General features: G+C 47.3%; 24 protein-coding genes and 1 tRNA gene. 24 read left to right on the forward strand and 1 reads right to left on the reverse strand.

Annotated features, from left to right (window positions below; all coding sequences use genetic code 11):
• Nucleotide 1: 1 nt before the first annotated feature.
• Entirely contained in the window at nucleotides 2-763 is a 762-nt protein-coding gene (locus QZT18_RS12040) for a ParA family protein (protein WP_294148248.1), read from the reverse strand.
• Nucleotides 764-982: 219 nt separating this feature from the next.
• On the opposite strand from QZT18_RS12040, the gene QZT18_RS12045 reads away from it, so the two are divergent.
• From QZT18_RS12045 to QZT18_RS12160, 24 genes are all read left to right on the forward strand, one after another.
• Nucleotides 983-1,297: a flagellar biosynthesis anti-sigma factor FlgM gene (locus QZT18_RS12045; protein WP_294148250.1), complete on the forward strand. Its 315-nt coding sequence runs from the start codon at nucleotides 983-985 to the stop codon at nucleotides 1,295-1,297.
• A gap of 33 nt (nucleotides 1,298-1,330) precedes the next feature.
• Nucleotides 1,331-1,780 (forward strand): flagellar export chaperone FlgN, encoded by a 450-nt coding sequence (gene flgN, locus QZT18_RS12050; RefSeq protein ID WP_294148251.1) that lies wholly within the window; start codon nucleotides 1,331-1,333, stop codon nucleotides 1,778-1,780.
• Between the two features lie 54 nt (nucleotides 1,781-1,834).
• The gene (gene flgK / locus QZT18_RS12055) at nucleotides 1,835-3,313 is read left to right on the forward strand and encodes a flagellar hook-associated protein FlgK (protein WP_294148252.1); all 1,479 of its coding nucleotides are present in this window, start codon (nucleotides 1,835-1,837) and stop codon (nucleotides 3,311-3,313) included.
• Between the two features lie 23 nt (nucleotides 3,314-3,336).
• On the forward strand, nucleotides 3,337-4,308 hold the full coding sequence (locus QZT18_RS12060) for an FgL, flagellar protein (protein WP_294148254.1): 972 nt from the start codon (nucleotides 3,337-3,339) through the stop codon (nucleotides 4,306-4,308).
• Nucleotides 4,309-4,331: 23 nt separating this feature from the next.
• A complete protein-coding gene (locus QZT18_RS12065) occupies nucleotides 4,332-4,931 on the forward strand; it encodes a DUF6470 family protein (protein ID WP_366925865.1) in 600 nt (199 codons plus the stop codon).
• A gap of 51 nt (nucleotides 4,932-4,982) precedes the next feature.
• Entirely contained in the window at nucleotides 4,983-5,429 is a 447-nt protein-coding gene (locus QZT18_RS12070; protein ID WP_227031284.1) for a flagellar assembly protein FliW, read from the forward strand.
• A complete protein-coding gene (gene csrA / locus QZT18_RS12075; RefSeq protein ID WP_294148255.1) occupies nucleotides 5,423-5,689 on the forward strand; it encodes a carbon storage regulator CsrA in 267 nt (88 codons plus the stop codon). The genes QZT18_RS12070 and csrA overlap by 7 nt, the downstream gene beginning before the upstream one ends.
• Complete coding sequence (locus QZT18_RS12080; protein ID WP_294148256.1) at nucleotides 5,679-6,158, forward strand: hypothetical protein; 480 nt, start codon at nucleotides 5,679-5,681, stop codon at nucleotides 6,156-6,158. The genes csrA and QZT18_RS12080 overlap by 11 nt, the downstream gene beginning before the upstream one ends.
• A gap of 40 nt (nucleotides 6,159-6,198) precedes the next feature.
• Nucleotides 6,199-8,856, forward strand: a complete 2,658-nt coding sequence (gene fliD / locus QZT18_RS12085; protein ID WP_294148257.1) for a flagellar filament capping protein FliD — start codon at nucleotides 6,199-6,201, stop codon at nucleotides 8,854-8,856.
• Between the two features lie 36 nt (nucleotides 8,857-8,892).
• Nucleotides 8,893-9,282: a flagellar export chaperone FliS gene (gene fliS, locus QZT18_RS12090; protein ID WP_294148258.1), complete on the forward strand. Its 390-nt coding sequence runs from the start codon at nucleotides 8,893-8,895 to the stop codon at nucleotides 9,280-9,282.
• A gap of 24 nt (nucleotides 9,283-9,306) precedes the next feature.
• Complete coding sequence (flgB, locus tag QZT18_RS12095; RefSeq protein WP_294148259.1) at nucleotides 9,307-9,669, forward strand: flagellar basal body rod protein FlgB; 363 nt, start codon at nucleotides 9,307-9,309, stop codon at nucleotides 9,667-9,669.
• Between the two features lie 18 nt (nucleotides 9,670-9,687).
• Nucleotides 9,688-10,122, forward strand: coding sequence for a flagellar basal body rod protein FlgC (flgC, locus tag QZT18_RS12100; RefSeq protein WP_294148271.1), 435 nt, complete (start codon nucleotides 9,688-9,690; stop codon nucleotides 10,120-10,122).
• A 146-nt stretch (nucleotides 10,123-10,268) separates the two neighbouring features.
• A complete protein-coding gene (locus QZT18_RS12105; RefSeq protein ID WP_294148260.1) occupies nucleotides 10,269-11,093 on the forward strand; it encodes a flagellar motor protein MotB in 825 nt (274 codons plus the stop codon).
• On the forward strand, nucleotides 11,086-11,976 hold the full coding sequence (locus QZT18_RS12110; RefSeq protein WP_294148261.1) for a flagellar motor switch protein FliM: 891 nt from the start codon (nucleotides 11,086-11,088) through the stop codon (nucleotides 11,974-11,976). Before QZT18_RS12105 ends, QZT18_RS12110 begins: the two co-directional genes overlap by 8 nt.
• 17 nt (nucleotides 11,977-11,993) lie before the next feature.
• On the forward strand, nucleotides 11,994-12,947 hold the full coding sequence (locus QZT18_RS12115; RefSeq protein ID WP_294148262.1) for a FliM/FliN family flagellar motor switch protein: 954 nt from the start codon (nucleotides 11,994-11,996) through the stop codon (nucleotides 12,945-12,947).
• A 2-nt stretch (nucleotides 12,948-12,949) separates the two neighbouring features.
• A complete protein-coding gene (locus tag QZT18_RS12120; RefSeq protein ID WP_294148263.1) occupies nucleotides 12,950-13,303 on the forward strand; it encodes a flagellar biosynthetic protein FliO in 354 nt (117 codons plus the stop codon).
• A 57-nt stretch (nucleotides 13,304-13,360) separates the two neighbouring features.
• Complete coding sequence (gene fliP / locus QZT18_RS12125) at nucleotides 13,361-14,164, forward strand: flagellar type III secretion system pore protein FliP (protein WP_294148264.1); 804 nt, start codon at nucleotides 13,361-13,363, stop codon at nucleotides 14,162-14,164.
• A 37-nt stretch (nucleotides 14,165-14,201) separates the two neighbouring features.
• Nucleotides 14,202-14,465 carry a flagellar biosynthesis protein FliQ gene (gene fliQ / locus QZT18_RS12130; protein WP_125141485.1) on the forward strand — a complete coding sequence of 88 codons (264 nt, stop codon included), beginning with the start codon at nucleotides 14,202-14,204 and terminating at the stop codon, nucleotides 14,463-14,465.
• A 12-nt stretch (nucleotides 14,466-14,477) separates the two neighbouring features.
• The gene (locus QZT18_RS12135; RefSeq protein ID WP_294148265.1) at nucleotides 14,478-15,245 is read left to right on the forward strand and encodes a flagellar biosynthetic protein FliR; all 768 of its coding nucleotides are present in this window, start codon (nucleotides 14,478-14,480) and stop codon (nucleotides 15,243-15,245) included.
• A 20-nt stretch (nucleotides 15,246-15,265) separates the two neighbouring features.
• The gene (flhB, locus tag QZT18_RS12140; protein WP_294148266.1) at nucleotides 15,266-16,339 is read left to right on the forward strand and encodes a flagellar biosynthesis protein FlhB; all 1,074 of its coding nucleotides are present in this window, start codon (nucleotides 15,266-15,268) and stop codon (nucleotides 16,337-16,339) included.
• Nucleotides 16,340-16,382: 43 nt separating this feature from the next.
• Complete coding sequence (ftsE, locus tag QZT18_RS12145) at nucleotides 16,383-17,069, forward strand: cell division ATP-binding protein FtsE (RefSeq protein ID WP_366925866.1); 687 nt, start codon at nucleotides 16,383-16,385, stop codon at nucleotides 17,067-17,069.
• On the forward strand, nucleotides 17,059-17,964 hold the full coding sequence (locus tag QZT18_RS12150) for a permease-like cell division protein FtsX (RefSeq protein WP_294148267.1): 906 nt from the start codon (nucleotides 17,059-17,061) through the stop codon (nucleotides 17,962-17,964). Before ftsE ends, QZT18_RS12150 begins: the two co-directional genes overlap by 11 nt.
• 30 nt (nucleotides 17,965-17,994) lie before the next feature.
• Nucleotides 17,995-18,705, forward strand: coding sequence for a 1-acyl-sn-glycerol-3-phosphate acyltransferase (locus QZT18_RS12155; protein WP_294148268.1), 711 nt, complete (start codon nucleotides 17,995-17,997; stop codon nucleotides 18,703-18,705).
• Between the two features lie 113 nt (nucleotides 18,706-18,818).
• Nucleotides 18,819-18,906, forward strand: a tRNA-Ser gene (locus tag QZT18_RS12160).
• The last annotated feature ends 277 nt before the right edge of the window (nucleotides 18,907-19,183 follow it).

Here is a 19,183-nt window from a genome sequence, read left to right on the forward strand (position 1 = left end):
ACTATAACCCCCTCCTTATCAGCTCATCAATCAGGTTTTCATAGTCTTTCACAGCATTGCTTTTCGGAGCATACTGAAGAATTGACTGCTGCAGCGACTGTGCTTCCCGGAGGGCAACACTCTCTCTTATGTAGGTATCCAGAAACGGGATCCCCAGATCTTCCGCAATCATGCCCACCGTCCCCATCACTTCACGGCTGAAGTTGGTCCTGGGATTATGTTTGGTGAGAAAAATACCCAGAACATTAATGGCAGGATTGCAGTAGTTTTTTACACGCTCAATGGTTTCGGCTAGCTGAGTAATTCCCTGCAGGCTGAAAATATCGGACAGCATGGGAACCAGGACAAAGTCGGCCGCAGTAAAGGCGTTAACGGTTAGGATACCGAGTGCGGGCGGTGAGTCGATGAGGATATAATCATACAGAGACTGAAGCGGCGCCAGGGCATTCTTTAACAAATATTCTCTTTCAGCTCCGGTGAATTCAAGTTCAATGCTGCTGAGAAGGATGTTTGACGCTATGGTATCGGTCAATGGGGCCTTCTGCACGGCATATCGCGGTTTCAGTTCCCCTTTCAGTACGTCATAGATGGTTGCGCTGCTGTCCGCATCAGCTCCCAGGCTGAAGGTAAGATTGCCCTGTGGATCCAGATCAACGGCAAGAACTTTATAATTACGGGATTTTAATCCAACGGCCAGTGCGTTAACAGACGTAGTTTTTCCAACGCCGCCTTTTTGGTTGGAAAGGACGATGGTCTTTGCCATTACAGTACCCCCTTAACGAGTAAATTCGACATTTTTCTTAGTGATCATTATATCAGGAAAACAGTGAATATACAACGCCGGAAATACCGGAGAAAAATTATAAAAATAAATCCGAAATAGACTAAAGTTTTTCGAAAAAGATTCGATAACATAATTAGGAAAAGAATAATAATCACGTCTATAGATAATAAAACGGTCAAACCAGAAAGGATAACGCGGATGGATGTAAAAGTGACGAGAAATATGGCAGTATACCAAAGCACGGTGGCGGCGGGTAAAAGCACGGATAAAAATGTATCCGTTCCGGCATCTGCGGATGGCAGAATGCGGAATGACGAGATACGAATCAGCAGTGATGCGATGAAAAAGCAGGAGGCTGCAAAAATCTCTTCAACACTTTCCCAATCAATAAAAGAAGGAGCGTCTCCGGAACGGATTGCAAAGCTGAAGGGACAGATACAGGACGGAAGCTATCAGGTATCGGCAGAAGTAATTGCCAAACGCCTGATGTCAGGATTCCAGAATTCATTATAAATCGGCAGAATATACAGAACAGGGGATAACAGGGTGAAGGAACTGATTGAATTTTTGAAAGAATACACCGAATTTTTTGAGCAGTTGGAGGAAAAACAGCAGGAGAAGCTGGAGAACCTTTCCACAAAGGAATTAAAACAAATAGAGGAGACTATTGTTATCCAGCAGGCTGCCGATAAGCAGATGGAAAATATGGAGAAGAGACGGCAGGAACTGATGGACTCGCTGGGACTTGCCGGATGCACATTCAAAGAACTGTTGGAACGCACGGATGGTGAGGACAGAAAGCAGCTTGTCAATCTGTACAGCCGTCTTACGGAAGCGGTGGATAATGTCAAATTTATCAATCAAAAAGCGGTAAAGATGGCCCAGACGGAGCTTTTACGAATGGGAGTTAAAACATCCGGACTATCGGGCGGGGGAAGCGGCGTTTATAAACCGGATGCGGTTTCCAGACGGAATATGTTTGAAAAGAAGATATAGAATACAGGGATAAGGAACGCAGAAACCTTATATTAAGATGGGAGAGTGGCTCAATTGAGACCGACATTTATGGGGTTGGAGACAACCAAACGCGGGCTGATGGTACAGCAGAAAGCCCTTGATATTATTGCAAATAACGTGTCTAACGTTAAGACAAAGGGATATACCAGGCAGCGGCTCGATACCGTAACGGTTCAGGTATATGGAAGTGACCGCTTTGCAGGCAGTTCAATTCCTCTGGCCGGACAGGGTGTGGATATGAAAGGCGTGGCCCAGATAAGAGACTCATTTCTGGACAGTAAATTCCGTCAGGAATATGGCGATGTAGGATACTATGACCAGAGTGCGGTTATTCTCGATGAAATACAGGCGGCGCTCAGTGATCCGGAAGTGGACGGCAGCGGAATCCAGAATGCCTTAAAGATGATATCACAGGCGCTTTCCGATTTCAGCGGCAATCCCCAGGATGAAACCCATGCCAATATTGTAATGAATTCCTTCATGGGTCTGACCCAGGTTTTGAATGAGTACGATACGAAACTGAAAGGAATCAGGGAGAGCCAGATTTACGATCTCAGTGTTTCGGTCAATGATATCAATACAAAGCTGGCCCAGCTCACCGATTTAAACAAGACGATTACGCACGAAGTCTTTTTAAATACCGATTATGACGGTGTGGTATACGGGCCGAATGATCTTCTGGATCAGAGAAACGTTATCCTTGATGAGCTTGCCAGGTACGGCGACGTCAAAGTCTCTAACAAAAATGACGGCAGTATCCAGGTTAAATTTAACGGTCAGGTCGTTGTGGATTCTGAAGGCGGCAATTTCTGGAATGATTCCATCAAGCTGGCGGATGACGGCGTGAGCATGAAGTGGAATAGAGATAACAGGACGGTGGCTCTTCCCACCGGTTCCCTGCGCAGTTACAATGAAGCTCTTACCGGTGACAACAGTTTAAATAAGGGAATTCCCTATTATCAGCATAAGCTGGATACGATGGCATCCAAACTGGCAGAGGTATTTAACCGGATTATTCCGGAGACCTACCAGACGGCGGACCCGAAGATTCCTGATACATATAAGAAACTTTTACAGGGGGACGAGGATGGCAATGTGACGGCGGGAAATATTTCAATCAGCGACGTGTGGGCGAATGACGCCTCTTATCTGCTTGAGAAAAACAATCCGAGCGGCCAGATGGCGACCGACAATATATTAAGCATGAAAAAGCTTCTTGACGATGATCTTCAGATGGGAGAATTTAACGGAAGCTTTTACGAATACGTGACACATGTAACAACGACTTTGGGTACTCAGATCAGTACGAATGATGCCAGGCTGAAATCGTGTGTAGCAACTGCCAACAGCGTGGATACGGACCGGATGTCTCAGTCGGGCGTGTCCCTGAACGAGGAAGGCGTCAACATGATGTCGTATAATAAGGCTTATCAGGCGCTGGGCAGGCTGATGACTACGATGGACGAACAATTGGATATTCTTATCAACAGCGTAGGACTGGTGGGAAGATAACGGGATAGGAAGGGGAACACTTTATGAGAATCACGGATAATATGCTGCTGGCGAATTATAACACGAACCTGCAGCGCAATATAAGTAATCTGGCCGCTTCAAATATGCGTCTGGCATCGGAGCGTTCATTTAACCATGTTTCTGAGGACACCTCCTCGGCAGCCCGCGCATTTGTCATCCGCGACCAGCTTGCAAGGACGGAGGAACATATCAGGACCATTGATAATGCATCCGGGGAACTGACATCGGCGGAAGGCAACATTATGGTGATTCAGTCCATTGCGACTTCTGCATATGAGACTGCGACCAGTGCAGGCGGTCCAAAGGATCAGAAGGATTTTGAGATCCTTGCAGAGCAGATTAACGGCCAGAAAAACGAGATGCTCCAGACCATGAACGCTACTTACGCCAATAAGTACCTGTTTTCCGGGTCCGGCAGCGAGGCCCCCTTTACAATTTCTGCGGATGGAAAGCTTCTGTTTAACGGAACTCCCGTAGACACGGCAACATCTGCAGGCGACTTTAAAAACAATGAGGACGTCTATCTGGATATAGGATTTGGAATCAACGGCCAGACCGGTACCGGGGCCAAAACAGGAATCAAGATCTCGACCTCCGGTGTGGATGTTCTCGGATATGGCACAGACGGGGACGGTAACCCCAATAATGTCTACAGCCTGATGGATAAGCTGGAAAACCAGCTCAGGGCCGGTGATAAGGACGGCGCTATCGCCACAGCGGAACTGTTAAAAGATAAGGCGTCAAGTATTTCCAACTCGATTACAGAGATCGGAACAAGAGAAAAACTGCTTGAGAGGACGAAGGACCGTCTTGAGACAAATCAGATCAACCTGAAGGAGAGCCAGCAGAGCCTGGAGGGCGTAAAGCTTGAACAGGAGGCTACCGAAAATAAAAATTATGAAATGGCATGGATGGTTACCTTACAGCTTGGCAGTAATATCATACCGGCGTCAATTTTTGATTTTATGAAATAATGATCAGGTGAAGAGGTGTTATTATGATGAACGTGTTAAAAATAACGTCAACTCCGATTAAATTGTCGATGACGTCCCAGAAAGCGAGACTGGAAGCCCAGCTGCCGTCGCCGCACGTAAATATGGAACAGACACCGGGAAGTATACAGATGCATTCCCAGAATATCAAAGTAAATATCGATACGTATGAGCAGCGCCAGAGTCTGGGGCGCAGGACGAGTCAGGATTTTCTGGCCTACCAGGCAGATAAGGGGAAAGCGGCGGCGCAGGACGCCACGGCCCGTTATGTGCAGGTGGGAAATCAAATGGCCCAGATACAGAAAGGGGCGAACATACCGGATATTATCTGCATGCAGATGTCGTCACAGATGCAGCCCCGTACGGATTTGGAAGCAATGCCGCTTCCGCCGCCGGACATAAGCTGGACTCCGGGGAGTCTGGAAATGAAATACACTCCGTCCAGCATTGAGTTTGAGGCGGATATAAAAAATGCAAAGACAAATTATGTACCGGGAGAGCTGGCGATTAATGTGGAACAGTATCCTAAGGTGGAAATCGAGTATATGGGAGATCCTATGTATGTTCCGCCGAGCGCCGCGCCTGGTTATGAGGCGGAACGCTAGAATCTGGGATGAAAACGAACCGGCGGGCAGAGCGGTTGGAAGGAAGAGTATATGAACATAGAGACGCGGGATTTTGGAATCGTTGAGATTAAGGACAATAATATTATTACATTTAAGCAGCCGATCTATGGCTTTGAGGAGTATACCCAGTACGTTTTGGTCACAGATTCCAATATGGGAAACGGGATTTGCTGGCTTCAGTCGATTGAACAGAAGTCAGTCTGCTTTATCCTTATGAATCCACTTCAGGTATGCAGGGACTATGCCCCGGTTGTCATGCAGGATGTGCTGCTCACGCTGCAGGCGTCTCCAAAGGATGATTTGGACTGCTGGGTGATTGCCGTAATTGGAGAGACATTCCGCCAGTCGACAGTCAATATGAAAAGTCCGGTTATCATCAACCACAAGACGAACCTTGCCATGCAGGTAATACTGGACCAGGATTACCCGATTCGCAAGCCAGTATTCGGTCCGGAGAGTGAGGAGTCGGTATGCTGATCTTAACAAGAAAAAAGGGCGAGTCTATTAAAATAGGGGATGAAATAGAGATTTTTATCACAGAAGTCAAGGGTGATAAGGTGCGTATCGGAATCAGCGCTCCGGAAAATATGAAGATTACAAGGACGGAGCTTTACCTCACGGTAGAAAACAATAAGGAGGCTGCGGATAAAGTAGATCTGCTGAAAGTATTCCAGCTCACCCGGAACCTCTACGCTTCCAACCAGGAGGGGAACACGGAGGAACCAGATGGAGATTGAGAAAGAGATAACGGAACTCCTGCGAGAAAAAGCAAGACTGTTCAAACGCTATGAGTCGGTGACGGAGCAGATGATGACGGATTCGTCGGAAGATATAGACTTAATGATAGAGAGTGTATCGGAACGTGAGCAGTTAAAACAGCAGATTGACGTACTCGACGGAAAAATCAGGGAGACGGCTGGACGAAGCGGGGAAGGCGGTCTTTTGCTCCAGGCTTCCAAGAATCTTTGCGATTATTCAGATCTGCGGCCGGAACAAAGAGAAATATTTGAAGCCGGTCAGGAACTCTTTGGAATTATCACCCGCATCAGGAATATGGAACCGCAGATCAGCAGAAATATGGAATCCATGATGTCCGTCCTGCGGGACCGGATTAAACAGAATAAAACCAACTCCAAATTTACCGGATATATGAATAACATGGGAATTCAGGCAGCCAAAGGGGTGCTTTACGATAAAAAACGATAACCGCCGTTTCGGCTTTTCGTAGAATAAAGGGGAGATAAATATGGCATCATCCACAAACAGCATTAGTCCAAACGGAACGTCGAATTTTATGCCCGGTCTGGCGTCAGGTCTGGATACCGAAGATATGGTAGAAAAACTGCTGGCGGGCACGCAGGCCAAAATTGATAAGCAGAATGCAAAAAAGCAGCAGATTGAGTGGAAACAGGAAATTTACAGAGATGTAATTACCAAGATTAACAGCTTTGCCGACAATTATTTTTCTTTCTACGGCACAAAAAATACGAACCTTCTCAGCAGCAGTTTTTATAATGTAATGACCGGAACGAGCTCCTCCGGGGCGGTAAAGGTGGTTTCTGCAAAGTCCACGGCTTCTCCTAATGTGGTAATAGACAGTGTTAAACGTTTGGCTCGGGCATATAAAGGATCAACAATAGACGGCCATACGCTGTCGAATCAACTGGAAGGCAATATTAATGTGAGCGCTTTTAATGATCCTGATAAGGAATATGCATTTGATTTGACGCTCGACGGAGTGAAAAAGACAATCAAATTCAAGGGAGCCGCCAACGCAGCGGGAGTAGAGGGCAGTATAAATGCAGGGCTCCAAAAAGTGTTTGGAGGAACCATCCAGGCTGATATTCAGTCTCCATCCGGCACGGACATCCTAAAGTTTAAGTTTAACGATGAGGCTGGGGGAAACAAAACCACCCATCAGATTATCTTACAGAGTACGACGGTTGGTGATAGTTCTGATGTCGTAACGGAAAATGTCCTGAGCAATATGGGGATGGCAAGCGGAAGTACAAATAAACTGAATTATAATACGTATTTGTCCAATTCACCGTTCAGTACCGCGCTTCAGGGGCGGGAATTCGTGTTTTCGATTAACGGTACGGAGATTAAAGCGACATCCGAGGATACGGTGGGAGACATTATTAACCGTATTAATAATAGTGAGGCGGGAGTGCGCCTTACCTATTCCTCCATCGATGATAAATTTGTTCTGGAATCGTCTAACACCGGAGATATTTCGGGTATTACAATTACCCAGTCCAAGGGAAACCTGATGACTGCGATGTTTGGGCTGGCAAGCGGAACAACGAATGGAGAGGACGGTGTGTTTGGAACCAGTAAGGGACTTAGAAATACGGATACCATCACGGGAGCTCCTATCGACAATAACCTGTTTCAGACCGCATTAGACGGCATTAAATTGCAGGACTCCCTTATTTCATTCAATGTAAATGGAAGAGATTATTCGGTCCGGGTTCCTTTTAAGGAAGGCGGGTATACCAGCGCCGGCGATTACGTAACCGCGCTGAACCAGTCACTTGCCGCCACGTTTGGTGTGGACGGTGCCGGTGATAATAAAATCGAAGTAAAAATGACGTCCGTTGATGCGGATCATAGTCAGTTTGAACTTGTTTCAAAGGCCGGTTATCAAGTCAGCTTTGGCAAAAAAAATATAGAGGGCATGTTTACGGGACAGTTAGGATTCAGCGACGGTCAGACACAGATGGCGGTTACCTCCAATACAAAGTTGGGCATGCTGATTGAGAACCAGAACTTTGTGGACGCAGGCGCTACCATTAATGTGGGAAGCACTCAGATTGCAGTAAACGGAAATATGACCATACAGGATTTAATGGACCGGATGAAACAGGAGCTGACGGCTCAGAACGGTGGGGATCCTGTTACGGTCGGATTTAACGATACTACGGGAGAGCTTGAAATTTCCGGGATTACCCAGCCTATTTCTATTACGTCCGGAGGAACGGGCAAGGATGTGATGAAAGCATTGTTCGTGAATGACCAGATGAATTTTAACCAGTTCCAGGGAGATCCGGACCATTTGAACATAAAAACAATACAGCAGGGCGAGAATGCTCAGATTGTGGTAAACGGCAATGTAATTGAGCGAAACACCAACAGCTTCGATCTGGATGGAATTACCATTGAGTTAAAGGCCGTTACAGGCGCTGGGGACGGTCCAATTAGCTTGACTACCTCTAAGGATACTGATAAAATAGTAGAAGGTTTGAAAGGTTTTGTAGACGACTATAACAGCCTTATAGAAGAGCTGAATGAGCAGGTTAATGCGAAGGCGAATTTTCAGAAATATCCGCCGTTAACCGATGATCAGAAGAAAGAGATGACCGAGAAAGAGATCGAAAAGTGGGAGGAGAAAGCCAAAGAGGGCCTGCTCCGCTACGATACCAACATATCGAAGTTTTTGCAGGATATGCGAAGTGTCATGTACCAGAAAATCGGCAGTGCGGGTCTCGCGCTCTATGACATTGGTATCGAGGCATCCAGTAACTATAAGGACAACGGAAAACTGATTCTCGATGAGAGTAAGCTGAAAAGCGCTCTTTCCACTAATCTGGATAAAATTCAGCAGATGTTTACCGATAAGGATAACGGAATTGCAGTTCAGCTTCAGAAAGTGGTCAAGGAAGCTGCGAATGCCAGCAGCGGCAGTCCGGGTCTGCTGGTTCGATATGCAGGCGCCAAGGATGTTATGGAAACCAGTAACTCTCTTTATTATGAGCTGAAGGGGATTTCGGAAACTCTCACAAAGCTTAATACAAAGTATAAGAACGAGAGAACACGTTACTGGAAGCAGTTTACCGAGATGGAAAAGGCGATTTCCAACATGAACAGTCAAAGCTCCTGGCTTTCCCAGCAGTTCTCCTGATTTATCAGGAAGTCAGTTTACATAACGGAGGTCAGTATGCAAAATCCATACGCAAAATATAAAGAGCAGTCAGTCATGACAATGACCCAGGGCGATATGCTCAAACTGCTCTATGAAGAGATTATTTCCCGCCTGAACAAGGCGGTAATCTGCATTGGAGAAAAAGATATAGCGGGAAGAAATGAACATCTGAAGAAGGCCAGAGCGATCGTAACCCATCTAAGCACGACGCTGGATCCTCAGTACGAGGTGTCGAAGGGACTTTCCTCCCTTTATGAATACTTCAGCTATTCCATCGTGCAGGCGAATATAAACAACGACGCGGAGCAGATTCAGGAGATTCTGCCCATGGTAGAGGAATTAAAGGATGCATTTGCCCAGGCCGACAGGCAGGTGCGGATGTCACAGAGCGCAAAAGGCGTGTAAAGAAGGATAATAAGAGGTAAAAGAATGTCTCTATTTGAAGACCCGTCGATCCGGGCGCTGGGTAATGCGCTGGATCAGACATGGATGGAACAACAGGTCCACAGCCATAATATCGCCAACGTGGAGACACCTGGCTTTAAGGCAAAAAAGCTGGATTTCCAGCGCGTGCTCCGGGAGTCGGAGGCGACGGGAAAGCCGGAACTTCAGTATAAGCCGGTTCTCAGCGAAGATGACCAGACGGAGGCCAGGCCGGACGGCAATAATGTACAGGTAGAAGCGGAAGAGCTGGAGATGTGGAAGGATTACGTACAGTATTCCGCACTCACCAACCGGATTTCCGGGCGTTTTTCAACGCTCCGCTATGTGATCAACAATACGGGTAAATAATGAGCCGGGGAGGGTATGATGGCCTTTTTAGATTCACTTAATATTACAGGTTCCGCACTCACTGCGGAGCGTTTCAGAACCGATATTATTCTGCAGAACATCGCCAACCAGAGAACCACCAGGACGGAGGACGGAGGTCCTTACCGCAGAAAACAGGTAGTGTTCAGAGAGCAGCAGATGGATTTTAAGTCAGAGCTTAACAGGGCGCTCTCTACGTCCGGCGGCGGAGGCGTAATCGCGGAAGAGGTTGTCGAGAGTGAGAATCCCTTTGTACCGGTATATGATCCGACCCATCCGGACGCCGATGAAGACGGCTATGTAATGATGCCCAATGTCAACAGCGCGGAGGAGATGGTCGATCTGATGGCTGCGACCCGTGCCTACGAGGCCAATGTCACTGCCCTCAATATTGCCAAAAGCATGACGCTGAAAGCGCTCGATATTGGGAAATAAGGCAGCAGGCATTTTTTGCATGAAATCCTGGGTTTAGCCGGCGCGAAACAGCATTTTCTGCTGTTTCTGTGCGTTGTAAGGCGGTAACTTATGAAGGTACTGAATAGTTACAGATACAGAGTGACTGACGAAGAGAGGAAATCTCAGTGAAGAGAAAAGAACGCGGAGAAGAGAATACACAGGAATGGCTGAATACGTATGCGGATATGATCACACTGGTTTTGACGTTCTTTGTTCTCCTCTACAGTATATCAAATGTTAATATTACAAAACTGGAACAGATCGCCAATGCGATGCAGAAGAAGCTGGGGCTGGAGACAAACGTGGAACTGAACGACGTGCCTCCCGACCTAAAGTATCCGTCGGTCGGCGAGGATTCGGTGCCGAACGGGATACCGACGGATCAGCCTCTTACCGAGATGCAGAGCATGGCAAGCAGCGTCCAGCAGTACATGGATGATCAGAATATCCAGGTAAGCGTAACCAGCAGGGCGAACTATATGTATCTGAGATTCAAGAATGACCTTCTGTTTGGTCCGGACAGTTCCGTACTGCTTGATAACAGTAAGTCGGCGCTGGATTACATAGGAACGATGCTCAGGGAAGACAATGGGGAGATCAGTGCGGTCTACATTAACGGCCACACGGCGGAATCGGCGGGATCGCTGGTGAACGACAGACTCCTTTCATCCGAACGGGCGGCAAATGTGGCGGTTTATCTGGAGGAAAAGGCCGGGGTGGATCCCAGGAAGATGATCACCAGAGGATACGGCAAATACTACCCGATCGCAGATAACACCACAAAAGAAGGCAGGGAGCAGAACCGGCGCGTCGACATGATTATTCTGGGACAGGATTTCCAGATGTCCGATGTGGCCGAAGAAGATGCGGAGATATTTAATCCGGTATCACCCTTTGATGTACCCGGTGCTAAGAATTCAGAACAGGAAGGGGAGAAAACCAGTGATTAAATCGTACGATTTTAAATCTCCTAAAAAGTTTACAAAAGAGCGTATGAGTACCGTGGAAAATCTGTACGATGGATTTTCACGGTCTCTTGCTACTTATCTTACCGGACTTTTACAGGCGTACTGCGAAGTAAATATTATTAATATAGAAGAAAAAAGGTATCAGGAATATGCGGGACAGATCGAGGATCAGTCCCTGTTTGGCATTATCAGCCTGATGCCGGAGAACAAAGATTATAATGAAGCTCCTCTAATCCTGGAGATTGAACCGTCCCTGGGATTTTTTATGATCGAGCGGCTGCTCGGCGGACCCGGCACGGAATATGAATTCCAGAGAGATTTCACAGACATTGAGAAAGCAATCCTGGAATTTATTCTGAAGAAAATGACGGGACTTATGGACGATGCCTGGAACGGCTATATTGAAATGCAGGCAACGCTGACCGGTCTGGAGACGAACCCTCATCTGCTGCAGCTCAGTGCGCCGGAAGATGTGTCCGTTATCGTCCAGATAGAGGTGAATGTCAATAACTTATCGACCCGTATGCATCTTGTGATGCCTGCATCCAACGTGGAGGAGCTTACCTCCAAATTCGGCTATAAATTTGCCGTTGGCGTAAGGAAACAGGATCAGGAGAAGAGCCTGGTGCGCCGCACCTCGATTACCCAGCATCTGCTGGACTCGGAGGTGGAGCTGAGGGCGGTTCTGCATGATTTTGAACTGGATGCCCAGGATATTTTAGAGCTACAGGCAGGGGATGTCATTCCACTGACCAAACTGATTAACAGTGATGTGGAGCTGTATGTGGAGGATAAGAATTGTTTTCAGGCCAGAATCGGTCACACGAAACTCAGAAAAGCAGTTCAGATCAGTAAGATTTTATAAACAGGGGGACGGGGCTCATGCCTGAAATCGAAAAAGACGCGGCGTTAGAGATGATGAACGCGATTACCCTGATGATGGGGGATAAATTAAAACAGCTTCTGGGCAGAAAGTCCCGGATTGAATGCAGGGAAGTACGGCGCATTATACCGGAAGGGCTGGAACTCGAACTTCCGCGCAGCACCGTGGCCGTGGAGGAGGACCGGGCGGCAGGGCAGAAACAGATACGGAACCTCTACATATTTGAAAAAGAGACGGTAAGCCGCATCACCAATTTTATCATGGGAGTCGACGCGGATGCCTACAATCCTCTGGATGAAGTGGCGCTCAGCACGTTTAAAGAAGTGTTGTCCCAGTGTATCCGGATCGAGGAGGCCCAGCTTCAGACGCTTCTAAACGTCCAGCAGACGGGCACGGTCGGAGAGCTGATAATGTCGGAGAGCGCACGGGATATAGAGCAGCGACTCAGGGACTGGAATAACGGGATTCTTCAGTTTGTCCGCTTTGGCCTGGAAATTGAAGACGTGATGAAGGCGGAGTTCTACAAGATTACAACGGACGGACTCTTTGCATCCATGGAAGATGAAACCAGGGAAGACGGCCAGGGCGTCTCTGGTCAGGACATCCAGGATGTTCAGGAAAGAAACAGGAAGAAAAGGCCGATTTCAGTGAAGACCGTATCATTTCCGGAGTTTAAGATGGAGGAGACCGAGAACACGGTATCGGATATCGGTGAGGACCGGAAAAAGATCCGAGACATTTCCCTCAATATTTCGGTGCAGATCGGAAGAGCTGTCTGCAAGATGAAGGATATCCTCGATATGCAGGAAGGCCAGGTGCTGATGCTGGACAAACAGGCAGGCGCGCCGGCGGATGTTGTGGTTAACGGGATCCTGATCGGAAGAGGGGATGTGCTGGTATCCAATGACAATTTTGCCGCCAGAATCACGGAAATTATCGGCAAGAAGGAATAGCTATGACGGCAGTAAAACTCGTTTTATATTTTATAGTATTGATCGCCATCTTGTTTTTGGCATATTATACGACAAAATTAGTAGGCAATGGGATGGGAAGGAAACAGGACTCGGGCGGTATCCGCGTATGGGAGCGGACAGCGGTTGCCAGGGACAGTTTCCTTCTTGTTGTGGAAATACAGGGAACATTTATGGTTTTGGGGGTATCCCCGTCGGGAATACAGAAGATTTGTGATCTGGATTCCTATGATCCGGCGAAGAATGCGGATGCCGGGAAGACAGCCGCCTCTTCGTTCACTTCGGTGTTTGCAAAGCAGCTAAGAGACCGGCAGAACGGGAAAGGGCCGGATTTGTAAAGAGCGGAATAAGGACAAAAGAACGTAAACTGATATACAGATACAGGGGAGATACAGATGATGGAACAGCAGATAGAGGTGCACAAATTAAAGAAAAAAATGATGGCGGCTGCCGGTCTGATGATCCTGACGGCGGTCTTTGTTTTTTCATTTTATAAAACATCCTATGCGGGCGGCTTTTCGATCCAGTATGACAATGGAAACGGAGCCAATTCCCTGGACTCTCTGGATGTGCTGTTTCTTTTCCTGTTCCTTGCGGTGGTTCCGTCGTTTATTATCATGATGACGAGTTTCACAAGGATTATTATTGTGCTCTCGTTTCTGCGGAATGCATTGGGAACACAGCAGTCGCCGCCAAACCAGATTCTGGTCGGGCTGGCGCTGATTCTTACGCTTTTTATCATGACCCCGGTAATCGCAAAGGTGAATACGGAGGCATACCAGCCGTACCGGAGCGGGGAGATAGCCAGGGAGGAGGCCTTTGACCGCGCGCAGGTTCCGGTGAAGGAGTTTATGCTGAAGCAGACGGAGAAGAAGAGCCTCGATCTGTTCATGCAGATTTCCAAAACGGATCCGGTGGTGCTGGAAGGCGTTGAAGGGCCGGAGCGTTATATGCAACTTGATCTGATTGTGATTGTGCCGTCCTTTATATTGAGTGAGCTGAACAGGGCATTTACAATGGGATTTTTGATTTTCCTTCCATTTTTGATTATTGACCTGGTGGTGGCCAGCACCCTGATGTCGATGGGTATGGTGATGCTGCCGCCGACAATGATAGCGCTGCCGTTTAAGCTGATGCTGTTTGTACTGGTAGACGGCTGGGACCTGGTAATCAAGACGCTGGTGCAGGGATTCAGATAAAGCGGACGAAACGGCAGTCCGGACAGGAGGTAAGAAGATGACGACATCGGAAGTAATGGAAGTATTAAAACAAGCAATGCTGGTTGCGTTTCAGATGGCCGGACCTCTTTTGCTTGTCAGTATCGTGGTAGGACTTATTGTAGCTATTTTTCAGGCGGCGACGCAGATTCACGAGCAGACCCTGACCTTTGTGCCGAAGCTCATCGTAATTGCGATTGTGCTTCTGGTGACCGGTTCCTGGATGCTGGGGGTCTTTACGGAATTTGTGCAGCACATTTTTTCCCTCATGGCCGGGCTGTAGAGGGTGATGATTATGGATGAAATTCTCAGTTATCTGGATGTCTTTCTCCTTGTATTTGTCAGGATGGGAGCCCTCCTGTGGATGAACCCGATATTTTCAAGAAAAAATGTACCGATGATGGCCAGGGTGGGACTGGTTTTTTCAGTGAGTCTTCTGCTGGCTCCGCTGCAGGATGGGGCGGCAGTGGCGGCGCTGGAACCGACTGATATGGTGTTTGCCATGATTCGGGAACTGGGAATCGGACTCCTGATGGGGATGGTATTCCAGATTTATTACTATATGCTCTATGTGGCCGGTGATTTGTTGGATACGGTATTCGGCCTGTCCATGGCGAAGGTCATGGATCCGGTTAGCAGCGTGCAGGCGTCGACCTGGGGCCAGATGTTGAATGTGCTGTTTGTACTCTATTTTTTTGCAACCGGAAGCTATCTGGTCATGATCAAACTCTTTGCCTATTCTTATGAGGTGGTACCGGTGGGCGCTTATATGATTCTGCTACCGCGGGTCACGGCGTATGTGCTCACCCTTTTTCATTCCGTGTTTATTCTGGTGGCAAAACTGGCGCTGCCATTTGTGGCGGCTGAATTCATACTGGAAGCGGCGATGGGGATTCTGATGAAACTGATCCCCCAGATACATGTATTTGTCATCAATCTCCAGACCAAGATCGCAGCCGGTATTCTACTGATGATGTTATTTGCACAGCCTTTGGGCGAATTTATAGACCGTTATGTTGTAAGTCTGATGGAGGATATGCAGAAGGTTCTGACACTGTTCTGATATGAGAGGGGGGATACTGTTTGGCTGCAGACGAGAAGACTGAGAAAGCCACTCCCAAACGGCGGAGGGATGAACGGAAAAAAGGACATATATTTCAGAGCCAGGATATCGTTGCGGTGGTATCGCTCCTGGTTCTTTTTAATGGGCTGAAACTGCTGGCTCCTTTTATGTATGAAAATATACGGAAGTGCGTCAGTCTTTTCTTCTCCTATGCAGGAACATCCTATCCGGTCAACCCCGCCAATGTAGGGGACAAGCTGTCCAAGGGGATGCTGCTTTTTATCGAGACAATACTTCCAATTGCCGGACTCAGTATCCTGGCGGCGGTTGCTGCGACAGCCGCCCAGACGCGGATGCTGTTTTCCATGGATGCGATTAAATTCAAGGCAAGCAAGATGAACCCAATCCAGGGAATGAAGCGGCTGTTTTCCATACGTTCTATGGTGGATTTGCTGAAAGCGCTTATTAAGGTCTCGGTTCTAACCTGGATTATTTTTGATGTGCTGAAAAACAGGCTCCACGAATTCGCGCGTCTGATGGATGGGAGCGTGGCGGGGGCGATTGCCTATGTCGGTTCCACGATGACGTCGATGGTAAATACCGTAGGCGCGATTTTTATCTTTATTGCCGTATTTGATTTTCTCTTCCAATGGTGGGAGTATGAAAAAGATATGCGCATGAGCAAGCAGGATGTGAAGGAAGAGTATAAGCAGACGGAGGGAGATCCGCAGATAAAAGGCATGATCCGCCAGAAACAAAGGGCGATGGCATCCAGAAGAATGATGCAGAAGGTGCCGGAAGCGGATGTGATTATCAGAAACCCAACCCATTTTGCGGTGGCTCTTTCCTATAATACGGATCAGGACCGCGCGCCGCGTGTGGTGGCCAAGGGAGCGGACCGTGTAGCGCTTAAGATTGTTGAGATTGGCGAGGCGAATGGCGTCTATATAATGGAAAACCGGCCGTTGGCCCGCGGACTGTATGAAAATGTGGAGCTGGACATGGAAATTCCGGAAGAATTTTACCAGACAGTGGCGGGAATTCTCGCTTTCGTATATAATCTAAAGAAGAAGACGGACGGAGGTAAACACTGACGGATGATCGGCATACGGGGTATGGATGAAGATGGAAAACAACATGATTGTTTTTGATAAGGTAAGTAAGGTTTACCAGACGGGGCAGAAGGCCTTAAAGCAGGTAAACATGACAATAGAAAAGGGAGAGTTTGTATTTCTCCTGGGAGACAGCGGTGCGGGTAAGACGACATTTCTGGATCTGATCCTGAAGGAGACGGAACCGACGGAAGGGGAAATTACGGTAAACGGAATTCTGCTGAGTCAGTTGAAACAGAGGCAGGTATACCGCTACAGACGTTTTCTGGGCGTTGTTTTCCAGGACTTTAAACTGTTTTCTGATTTTAATGTATATGAAAATGTGGCATTTGCCCAGATGGTCAACGAGACGCCTCCGGCGCAGATAAAAGAACAGGTGATGACGGCGCTCACCAGGGTGGGGCTGGAACGGAAGATTAAGAATTATCCGGATCAGTTATCCGGTGGAGAGAAGCAGCGTGTGGCCCTGGCAAGGGCGATTGTGAATAAACCGGCCCTGATACTGGCCGATGAGCCGACAGGCAACCTGGATCAGAAAAATGCGGCTGAGATCATGTGGCTCCTGGAGAAGATCAATGAGGCAGGTACAACGGTCATTGTAGTGACCCACAACCGGGATATCGTGAAACGGATGCAGAAACGGGAAATTACACTTCAGCACGGCAAGGTGATAATGGACAGCAAACGGGGAGGATATTTCTATGAGCCTTAAGACATTTTCATACCTGTGCAGGCTGGGATTTAAAAACACATGGAGAAATAAGGTATATACGATCGCATCGGTTGTCACGATGACGGTCTGCATCTTTCTGTTCGGCCTTTTTTACCTGGTCGTACTCAATGTCAACACGGCCATCAGGAACACGGAAAAAGACGTGGCGGTTGTAATATTTTTCGATGATAATGTGCCTGCCGGGCGCGTGGATGAAATCGGGGAACTGCTCCGGGCACGCCCGGAAGTGACTAATACGGTCTACACTTCTTCGGAGGAGGCGTGGAATACATTCCGTGACACATATTACGAAGGAGAAAACCTGCTGGAAGGCGTGTTTGAGGAGGATAATCCGCTGGAACACTCCAACAACTATAAGGTGTTTTTAAAAGATGTGGAGAGCCAGGAGAAATTTGTGGCCTATGTAGGGCAGTTGGACGGAGTCAGAAGTGTCAGAAACTCGGCGGACACGGTAAAGGCGGTACTGAAAATGAAAATTGCCATTTCCACAATTACGTTTGGAAGTGTCGTTGTCATTGTACTGATGTCGGTGCTGCTGATCTATAATACGCTGGCGATCGGAATAGCGGCACAGAGGGAGAAGACCCAGGCGATGCTGCTGATGGGAGCAAGGGACATTTTTATTAAGATCCCGTTTATCATTGAGGGACTGATTATGGGAATTGCGGGTATGGTCCTGCCCATAGTACTTTTATATTTTACATACCGCTGGGGAACAGAATTTGCGGTTACACAGTTTCATCTATTTGGGGAAGGGATACGCCTTTTACCGCTTCCGTCCGTATTTCCGGGAGTCGTGCGCGCCTGCGCGGCCGTGGGAATCCTATCCGGCTGTCTGGGCAGCATGTTTGCCATGGCCAGGCTGAAACGGTAAGACGGTGATTAAGACTGACAGGGGGACATCATGAATCGAATCACATATATGGTTTTAAGAAACATTTTCAGAGCTCCGTGGTGGATGTTTAATATATGGAAGATGGGCCGCAAGAGCGACACTCATACACAGGAGGAACGGTATAACTATCTGAAAGGCGTTGTGGGAAAGGTAAATAAGACGGGCCGTGTCAATGTGACGGGATACGGTGAGGAGAACATCCCGGCTCAGGACGGTTTTATTCTTTTTCCCAATCATCAGGGACTGTTCGACATGCTTGCGATTATAGACACATGCCCAAGGCCTCTCAGCGTTGTCGTTAAGAAAGAGGTTTCCAATGTTTTTCTGGTCAAACAGGTTCTGGAGCTTTTAAAAGGAATTCCGATGGACCGCCAGGATATCCGGGAATCTCTGCGAATTATTAATCAGATGACTGAAGACGTGAAAAATGGCAACAATTATGTTATCTTCCCCGAGGGAACCAGAAGCAGGGAAGGGAATCAGATATTGAAATTCAAAGGGGGAACCTTTAAAAGCGCGTTTAATGCCAGGTGTCCCATTGTACCCGTTGCGCTGATTGACAGCTATAAACCGTTTGGCGTTTCTTCTATTAAGAAGGAAACAGTTCAGGTTCACTATTTGGAGCCGATTCCATATGAACAATATATGGGACTAAAGACGGTAGAAATCGCAGATATAGTGCATGAACGGATACAAAATAAGATTAATGAAAATATATAAAAATATCTGGAAAAACAGGCTTGACAACCCAAATCTTATTTAGTATAATTGACAATGCGCTCGACATGAGCATGTCCAATGCGCAGAACTAAATAGTATTAAGTAATAACTGCGGAGAAATACTCAAGAGGCCGAAGAGGCGCCCCTGCTAAGGGTGTAGGTCGGGTAACCGGCGCGAGGGTTCAAATCCCTCTTTCTCCGTTTTCATTTTTGAAAAGAACCTATTGAATATAATGTTTAAATAATTTGAAAAAAGTGTTGACACTGACTGAGAGTTATGATATGATATTCAAGCTGCTGAAAACGAGCAGCGGTTCAAAAAAAGAAATTCAAAAAAATGAAAAAAGTTGTTGACAAACAAAAGCAACTGTGATAAGATATAAAAGTTGCTGCTGAGAACAAACGACAGCATTCAACAACAAAGAACCTTGAAAACTGAACAGTATGTAAAACCTTGAAAATTCTTAAAGAACAAAGG

It is taken from the genome of uncultured Clostridium sp., assembly GCF_900547735.1.
In the GTDB taxonomy this organism is placed as follows: Bacteria; Bacillota; Clostridia; order Lachnospirales; family Lachnospiraceae; genus Otoolea.

Coding starts and splice junctions, on each gene's coding strand:
- QZT18_RS12040 (WP_294148248.1), bottom strand. CDS start 763: ATGGCAAAGACCATCGTCCTTTCCAACCAAAAAGGCGGCGTTGGAAAA.
- QZT18_RS12045 (WP_294148250.1), top strand. CDS start 983: ATGGATGTAAAAGTGACGAGAAATATGGCAGTATACCAAAGCACGGTG.
- QZT18_RS12060 (WP_294148254.1), top strand. CDS start 3,337: ATGAGAATCACGGATAATATGCTGCTGGCGAATTATAACACGAACCTG.
- QZT18_RS12065 (WP_366925865.1), top strand. CDS start 4,332: ATGATGAACGTGTTAAAAATAACGTCAACTCCGATTAAATTGTCGATG.
- QZT18_RS12070 (WP_227031284.1), top strand. CDS start 4,983: ATGAACATAGAGACGCGGGATTTTGGAATCGTTGAGATTAAGGACAAT.
- csrA (WP_294148255.1), top strand. CDS start 5,423: ATGCTGATCTTAACAAGAAAAAAGGGCGAGTCTATTAAAATAGGGGAT.
- QZT18_RS12080 (WP_294148256.1), top strand. CDS start 5,679: ATGGAGATTGAGAAAGAGATAACGGAACTCCTGCGAGAAAAAGCAAGA.
- fliD (WP_294148257.1), top strand. CDS start 6,199: ATGGCATCATCCACAAACAGCATTAGTCCAAACGGAACGTCGAATTTT.
- fliS (WP_294148258.1), top strand. CDS start 8,893: ATGCAAAATCCATACGCAAAATATAAAGAGCAGTCAGTCATGACAATG.
- flgB (WP_294148259.1), top strand. CDS start 9,307: ATGTCTCTATTTGAAGACCCGTCGATCCGGGCGCTGGGTAATGCGCTG.
- flgC (WP_294148271.1), top strand. CDS start 9,688: ATGGCCTTTTTAGATTCACTTAATATTACAGGTTCCGCACTCACTGCG.
- QZT18_RS12115 (WP_294148262.1), top strand. CDS start 11,994: ATGCCTGAAATCGAAAAAGACGCGGCGTTAGAGATGATGAACGCGATT.
- QZT18_RS12120 (WP_294148263.1), top strand. CDS start 12,950: ATGACGGCAGTAAAACTCGTTTTATATTTTATAGTATTGATCGCCATC.
- fliP (WP_294148264.1), top strand. CDS start 13,361: ATGATGGAACAGCAGATAGAGGTGCACAAATTAAAGAAAAAAATGATG.
- fliQ (WP_125141485.1), top strand. CDS start 14,202: ATGACGACATCGGAAGTAATGGAAGTATTAAAACAAGCAATGCTGGTT.
- QZT18_RS12135 (WP_294148265.1), top strand. CDS start 14,478: ATGGATGAAATTCTCAGTTATCTGGATGTCTTTCTCCTTGTATTTGTC.
- ftsE (WP_366925866.1), top strand. CDS start 16,383: ATGATTGTTTTTGATAAGGTAAGTAAGGTTTACCAGACGGGGCAGAAG.
- QZT18_RS12150 (WP_294148267.1), top strand. CDS start 17,059: ATGAGCCTTAAGACATTTTCATACCTGTGCAGGCTGGGATTTAAAAAC.
- QZT18_RS12155 (WP_294148268.1), top strand. CDS start 17,995: ATGAATCGAATCACATATATGGTTTTAAGAAACATTTTCAGAGCTCCG.